The 6,611-nt window shown below is 57.7% G+C and carries 6 protein-coding genes; 3 read left to right on the top strand and 3 right to left on the bottom strand.

Annotation, left to right across the window (positions count from 1 at the left end; translation table 11 throughout):
- The 3 genes from AB4043_RS10035 to AB4043_RS10045 all read left to right on the top strand — a co-directional run.
- Positions 1-455, top strand: a 455-nt coding sequence (locus AB4043_RS10035; protein ID WP_442306976.1) for a hypothetical protein, incomplete at its 5' end; no start/stop codon positions are given.
- A 143-nt stretch (positions 456-598) separates the two neighbouring features.
- The gene (locus tag AB4043_RS10040; RefSeq protein ID WP_442306977.1) at positions 599-1,906 is read left to right on the top strand and encodes an NCS2 family permease; all 1,308 of its coding nucleotides are present in this window, start codon (positions 599-601) and stop codon (positions 1,904-1,906) included.
- Between the two features lie 483 nt (positions 1,907-2,389).
- Entirely contained in the window at positions 2,390-2,965 is a 576-nt protein-coding gene (locus AB4043_RS10045; protein WP_442301289.1) for an RNA polymerase sigma factor, read from the top strand.
- 116 nt (positions 2,966-3,081) lie between these two features.
- Here the strand turns inward: AB4043_RS10045 and AB4043_RS10050 are convergent, their stop codons facing one another.
- The 3 genes from AB4043_RS10050 to AB4043_RS10060 all read right to left on the bottom strand — a co-directional run.
- Positions 3,082-4,035: a DsbA family protein gene (locus tag AB4043_RS10050; protein WP_442306978.1), complete on the bottom strand. Its 954-nt coding sequence runs from the start codon at positions 4,033-4,035 to the stop codon at positions 3,082-3,084.
- 24 nt (positions 4,036-4,059) lie between these two features.
- Positions 4,060-5,721, bottom strand: coding sequence for an NAD+ synthase (locus AB4043_RS10055; protein WP_442301287.1), 1,662 nt, complete (start codon positions 5,719-5,721; stop codon positions 4,060-4,062).
- A gap of 51 nt (positions 5,722-5,772) precedes the next feature.
- On the bottom strand, positions 5,773-6,611 hold an 839-nt coding region (locus tag AB4043_RS10060), incomplete at its 5' end, for a sugar transferase (RefSeq protein WP_442306979.1).

The following is a 6,611-nucleotide window of genomic DNA, read 5'->3' on the forward strand; positions in this document are numbered from 1 at the left end:
GCCATGCGTGGTGCCGGCTCAAATGGCTCTCCGATGTTGCGGCCCTGCTCGCCGATTTTTCCATAGATGATCGCAAGCACCTTCTTCAGCAGGCCAGTGACCAGGGAGTAGAACCGGCTTTCCGCCAGGCGATAGGGGTATGTGAAGCCCTGGAGCTACTACCGTCCTACGATACGGCCCCAGCAAGCGCCACTGAACGATGGTTAACCTCGGTCGCTCTTCACGGCCTGCTACAGGATGAACCTTCTCGTGGCAATTTCCAGGTCCGCCATCTGATGCTTTCAAGATATCTATTAAGTCCGCGTCGATCGTATCGTCTGCAGGAACTTAGAGTGCACGCATTTTCCGCCGATGACTGGATGATGTTTCCTTTGCCCCAGTGGCTTACCTTTGCTTATCCCCTATTTCGGGCACCATTCTGGCTCATCCGCCGTTCTCTTTACGCACTCCGATAACGGCAAGAGGCTGCACCTCGTACGCGTTGTCTTATCGCGCAAATCATGAGTGAGACCAAGCGCACCGCCCCGGCTACGTTTGCRTCCGATATGATGAACGCATCGCACCATAGACATTTTTTTCAAGAGGTACCGCCGCCCGCATGCGAGCTGCGCTCGAACGCTACTTTCAGTTTCATGAGCTGGGGACCGACTGGCGCACGGAGATTCTGGCCGGTGTGACGACCTTCGTCACCATGGCCTATATCATCTTCGTGAACCCGTCCATTCTGTCGCAGACCGGCATGCCTATCGCGGCGGTCACTATCGCCACCTGCCTTTGCGCGTCCTTTGGTTCCATCCTGATGGGGGCACTGGCCCGCTATCCGCTGGCGCTGGCGCCCGGTATGGGGTTGAATGCCTATTTCACCTATACCGTCTGCCTGAAGATGCATGTGCCATGGCAGACGGCCCTTGGCGCTGTCTTTCTTTCCGGCATCATCTTCCTTCTGCTCACCCTTGGCGGCATTCGCCAGTTGCTCATCACCGCGATTCCCCGCGAGCTGCACGCAGCTGTCGCTGGAGGGATCGGGCTGTTTATCGCTTTTATCGGGCTGCGTAATGCCGGCATTATCGTGAGCGATCCTGCAACGGCAGTCACGCTCGGCAATCTGCGCTCTCCGCAAACAGCACTCTCGCTCTTCGGTCTGATTCTGATTGCGGTGCTGCAGGTACTGCGCGTACGTGCATCGATCCTCATCGGCATCGCCGGAACCATGCTCACCGGCTTCATCTTCCACCAGGTGCACTGGCAACCCGGTCACGCAAGCCTTTCCGCTATTCGTCAGACGGCCCTTCATCTCGATATTGCTGGAGCATTGAAGCTCAGCGGCGTCGAGATCGTCTTTGTATTTCTCTTCGTCGATCTCTTTGACAACATCGGCACCCTGCTTGCCGTTACGCAGAAGACAGGCCTGATTCCTGCTTCCGGTGTAATTCCGCGGGTGCAGCGTATCTTCTTCGCCGATGCCATTTCCACAGTGGCGGGTTCACTGGCTGGAACCTCCACCGTCTGTTCCTACATCGAATCCAGCGCGGGTGTCGCCGCCGGGGGGCRTACCGGCATCACTGCGATTACGACCGGCCTGCTGTTTTTCGCATCCATCTTCGTCGCTCCACTAGTCGGGGCAATCCCGGTTTCCGCCACCTCTCCGGCGCTCATCATCGTCGGGGCGCTTATGCTCGGCAGCATCGGGGAGCTCGACTGGCATGATCCGCTAGTTGCAATTCCAGCATTTCTCACGCTCATTACCATCCCGCTGACCTATTCCATCGCCACCGGACTTGGATTCGGCGTGATTGCTTTTGCCGCACTACGATTGTTTAGCGGCCGCGCGAAGAAGTCGGATTGGTTACTTTACCTGCTGGCGACCGTCTTTCTGGTCAGGTTTATTTATCTCGCCGCGGGTTGAGATGTTGACAAGCGGTCTATACTGACCATAATCATGCGCTTAACTTCTCATCGAGCAGCGTCGAACGCCGGGAAACCTGCATTACGGGTTTCATGGGCCTTCGCATTGCTTTGCCTCGTTGTGATCGTGGCGGTATTTGCATGGGGAACGGCTTATAAGATTTCGCTCTACCGCAGCCTTGACGGTCCCACATTTCCGCATGTGAAGATGGGCACCACCTCCGACGGCCCGATGAAACGGGCTATTGGCACGGCTGTTCTTGCCCTTGCTCTTCTTCCCTGGCTGGCAGCGTTGAAACCTCCCAGACAGATGCAGCGCGTGGCCCGTAGTTGGATTACTCCACCGCGTCCAGCTACCATCGCGGAACAGCCTCAGCTTTTCCTTCGACCTCCTCCTCGCATCCGCTAGCTCATCCTCGCTCATGCCTTATGAGCGCTTCCATGGCTGCGATGCCCTCGGCGTCGCCTTCACTGGAGAAGCTAGATGGATCAGCATCATACTCCCTGTCCAACGGGGCGCATCGTCGCACTCACGGAACTGTTTCTCAACCGCCGCTCGCTTTTAAAGGGCATCGCCCACTCGATTCTGAGGAACGAAGCAGACGCTGAAGACGCGCTGCAGGAGGCCTACTACAAGGCCATGAACCGCATCGAGCAGTTGGCAGATGAGCACGCACTGCTCGGCTGGCTCTGCATGATCGTCCGTAACCACTCCCTGCAGATGCTCCGTAGCCGCCGGGTTCGCCAGGCCGGCTCGATCGACACCGAACCGGAGATGCGTTTTGCCGTCGAATCGCTTACCACCACCGAGGATGAATCTCCGGAACACATCTGCATTGAACGCGAGATGTTCCAGCGCACCATGGCCCGGCTCGACCTTCTGCCAGCCAATATGAAGGCAACGGTTACGATGCACTATCTCTCGGAGATGAGTCTGAGCGAAATCGCCGAGCGCCAGGGACATACCATCCCGGCACTCAAAAGCTATCTCTACCGGGGCCGGAAAATACTTCGGGGAGGGCCACTGCCCTCCCCGCGTGAAGGAACCGTCTGCGCCTAGAGCATTTTCCCTGTAGGTGTCGTGTAGGGCTTCCGCATTTATGGGCGTTTTCCGCGATGAAAACGCCGCTGCACGCTCTTTCGAGAAACCCAGCAACAGGGAAAATACTATAAGGCTTACTTGGACGGTGTTCCTGCCGGAACGCCGTCCTGCAGCGCCTGAAATGCGACGATCTGCTTCAGGACCTCATACGGGACGTTCCCGAGGGGAATCAGATGTCCATTAACCGAGATCATCGGTGTCTGGTCGACCCCGGAATCTTCCGCCAGTTTGATCTGTGCATCCACCTTCGCCTTCGTCGCCGGCGTTGACGCACAGGCAGCGATCGCCGCAGGATCCTGCCCGGCGGCGGTTGCCGCGGCAGCCAGGGTCTGGTCACCGGCCTCGGGGGTCAGAGCCTCCTGCTTTGCGAAGACCTCATGCAGGAAGGTAAAGAAGGCGTCATTGCTTTTCTGCGCCACGCAGACCCCGTAGGACGCTGCTTTATAGGCGTACGGATGAATTTCCGTCAGAGGATAGTTCTGAAACACGACTCGCGCATTCGGGAAGTCTGTCACCAGTTGATCGAAGATCTTCTCGGACTCTTTGCAGTGTGGGCACTGCATGTCGGCGAACTCGACCAGCAAAAGATCTTTCCCTGCCACACCCTTAGCCGGCCCATCGGCCCTCTGCTGCAGCGTTGACCGCAGCGCCGCGAACGGCTTCTCGCCGAAGGGCATCACCTGGTCACCAGCCAGAGCAAACTTGCCATCAGGCGTCGTCAGGAACTGCAGGGACTGCGGCTGCTGATTTGTTGCCTGCCCCTTCTGCGCAATAAAGACGACCACGCGGCTTATGCCCGGCGCCATGGTCTTCTGGATTGCCATGACACGCCAGATACGATTCACGTCATAACCCCACTGCGCCTTCAAAAACGCATTCACAGTCGCAACCGTTGGCGTCTCAGCGGTAAAGAACCTCGGATTAGGCTGCGGCAACGGATCAGCCTGTGCCGCGGAAGGAGCGTCCGCAGTCTGCGCCATGGCGGCTGCGCCGCCAGTAAGCGCCGCCGCAAGAACGAAACCAAGCATTTTCTTATTCAATGAGTGACCTTTCTAAACTTGAACCTTTACTGCAATGGGGAACCTGCGTCCGTTGCCGAAAGATTTGCGCGTCACCTTCAGCACCGGCGCGGCCTGTTGCCGCTTGTATTCACTGCGCTCGACTAATCGTAAAACCTGTTCCACCAAAGAACGGTCAACGCCCTGTGTCTTTGCTATCTGCTCAGCACTTTCGTATCGCTCCACATAGGCTTCAAGGATCGGATCGAGAATATCGTACGGCGGCAGCGAGTCCGTATCCAGTTGTCCCGGCCGCAACTCCGCTGAGGGTGGTTTCTCAATCGTTGCCACAGGAATGATCTCGCGCTCGCGATTGACGTAGCGGCTCAACGCATAGACGCTTGTCTTGGCCACATCCCCTATCACCGCCAGACCGCCGACCATATCGCCGTACAGCGTGCAGTAGCCGACCGCCATCTCGCTCTTATTGCCGGTTGTGAGCACCAGCGCGCCGAACTTATTCGAAAGCGCCATCAGCAGCGTTCCACGGATGCGTGGCTGAATGTTCTCCTCGGCAAGTCCGAACGATGTTCCCTGGAAGAGCGGATGCAGCACCTGGGTGAACTGGTCGTAGATCTCGCGGATGGCCAGGAGCTCGAAGCGAATCCCCAGGTTCTGAGCCAGAGCTCGTGCATCCTCCACCGAGTGAGATGACGAGAATTCGCTGGGCATGCCAATGCCGATCACATTGTCCGCGCCAAATGCTTCCCTAGCAATTGCTGCAACCAGCGCTGAATCGATCCCTCCGCTCAAGCCAACCAGGACCTTTGAAAATCCGCATTTACGCACGTAGTCGCGCGTGCCCATCACCAGTGCCTGCCAGGCTCCAGCCACCTCATCGTCCTGCACGACGGGGACGCAGGGAGTACTGCGATCGGCGGTATCGAAGATCACCAGATCTTCTTCGAACGATTTTGCCCGGGCGATCACACAGCCTTCCGGGTCGAAGGCGATCGAAGTTCCGTCGAACAGAAGGCTGTCATTCCCGCCGACCTGATTGCACATGGCAACCACCGCATGGTGACGGCGTGCCAGTGCAGCCAGCATCTCGCTACGCACCTGCCGCTTCTCTTTCCAATAGGGAGATGCTGAGATGTTCAGAATGATGGGTGGTGCATCGCTCTGCTGCGGCCATTTCTTCATCAGCTCTTCGACCGGGTCTACCGGATAAAACCGGCGCGGCCAGTACAGCTTGTCATTCCACGCATCCTCGCAGATGGTGATAGCGATGGGCTGCCCCTTCAACGTGACGATGGTCTGCTGCTGCGCCGGCTCGAAGTAGCGCTGTTCGTCGAAGACGTCGTAGAACGGCAGCAGCATCTTCTGCTGTAGAAAGCTCACACGTCCTTCGGTTAACAACGCAGCAACATTGCGTACATGCTTGCCCGTAATCACTCCGGACGGCAGCACTGCGCCACACAGAACAGAGGTATAGGCGGTCTGTTCCGCGATCTTTGCCAGGGTCTCGCTCGCGCGGGCGATAAAGACGTCTTTTTCCAGGAAGTCAGCGGGCAGGTAGCCGCAGACTGCGAGCTCCGGAAAGACGGTCAGGTCAGCCCCGGCGTCGACAGCTTGCCGGGTGAAGTCCAGAATTTTCTTGAGGTTGCCGGAGAAGTCCCCGATCGTAGGGTTGATCTGCGCCAGAGCAATCTTCACATATCCAGTGTACCGCCGACCGGAGCTGAAGGGCGTGTCCCAGGGCGTGTCCTAAGTCCCGGTGCCGGTGAAGACCACGCTGATGGTGCGGATCAGAATCTTAAGATCCAGACCAAAGGTCCAATTCTCCACGTATGCCGTATCGAGGGAGATGTAGTTGTCGAACGATGGATCCTGGCGCGCTTCCACCTGCCAAAGCCCCGTAATTCCCGGCAATACATCAAGACGGCGGAGATGGGAGATATCGTAACGCTCGACCTCGGCAGCAAGCGGTGGCCGCGGGCCAACCAGGCTCATATCGCCTCGAAGTACGTTCCACAACTGCGGCAGCTCATCCAGGGAGTACTTCCGCAGGATGCGGCCCACACGCGTGATACGGGGATCCTGCTTGATCTTGAAGAGAATGCCATCACGCTCATTCATATGAGCCAGCTTCTTCTTCAGCTCGTCGGCGTTCGGCACCATCGTGCGGAACTTGAAGCACCCAAACTTACGCCCCTTGCGACCGATACGTTCCGCGCGATAGAAGATAGGCCCCTTCGAGTCCAGCCGCACCATGATGGCAATCAGGAGCATCAGTGGCGACAGCAAGGTCAGAGCCAGCGACGAAATAGCCAGATCCAGGATTCTCTTCGCCATAAAAGCCCCGACCGGGAACTCACGACGATGCAGGGGGATGGTTGGGAACTGACCGATATACTCTACCGGCGCATTCCAGGCCAGGCCGTCATACAGGTCGGGCACGACACGCACATCGATGCCCGCAGATCGCGCTTCTTCTACGACGCCGATGACAATACTCCGTTCTGCCGGTACCGAAAAGAAAACCTCGTCGACAAACAAGCTGCGCGCCAGCGGAACAATATTGCGGAGATCGCCCACGACCTCCT

The organism is Terriglobus sp. YAF25 (assembly GCF_052113305.1).
In the GTDB taxonomy this organism is placed as follows: Bacteria; Acidobacteriota; Terriglobia; order Terriglobales; family Acidobacteriaceae; genus Terriglobus.

Bases quoted from the DNA above. Each gene is read 5' to 3' on its own strand.
- AB4043_RS10045 (WP_442301289.1), top strand. From the start codon at position 2,390: ATGGATCAGCATCATACTCCCTGTCCAACGGGGCGCATCGTCGCACTC.
- AB4043_RS10050 (WP_442306978.1), bottom strand. From the start codon at position 4,035: ATGCTTGGTTTCGTTCTTGCGGCGGCGCTTACTGGCGGCGCAGCCGCC.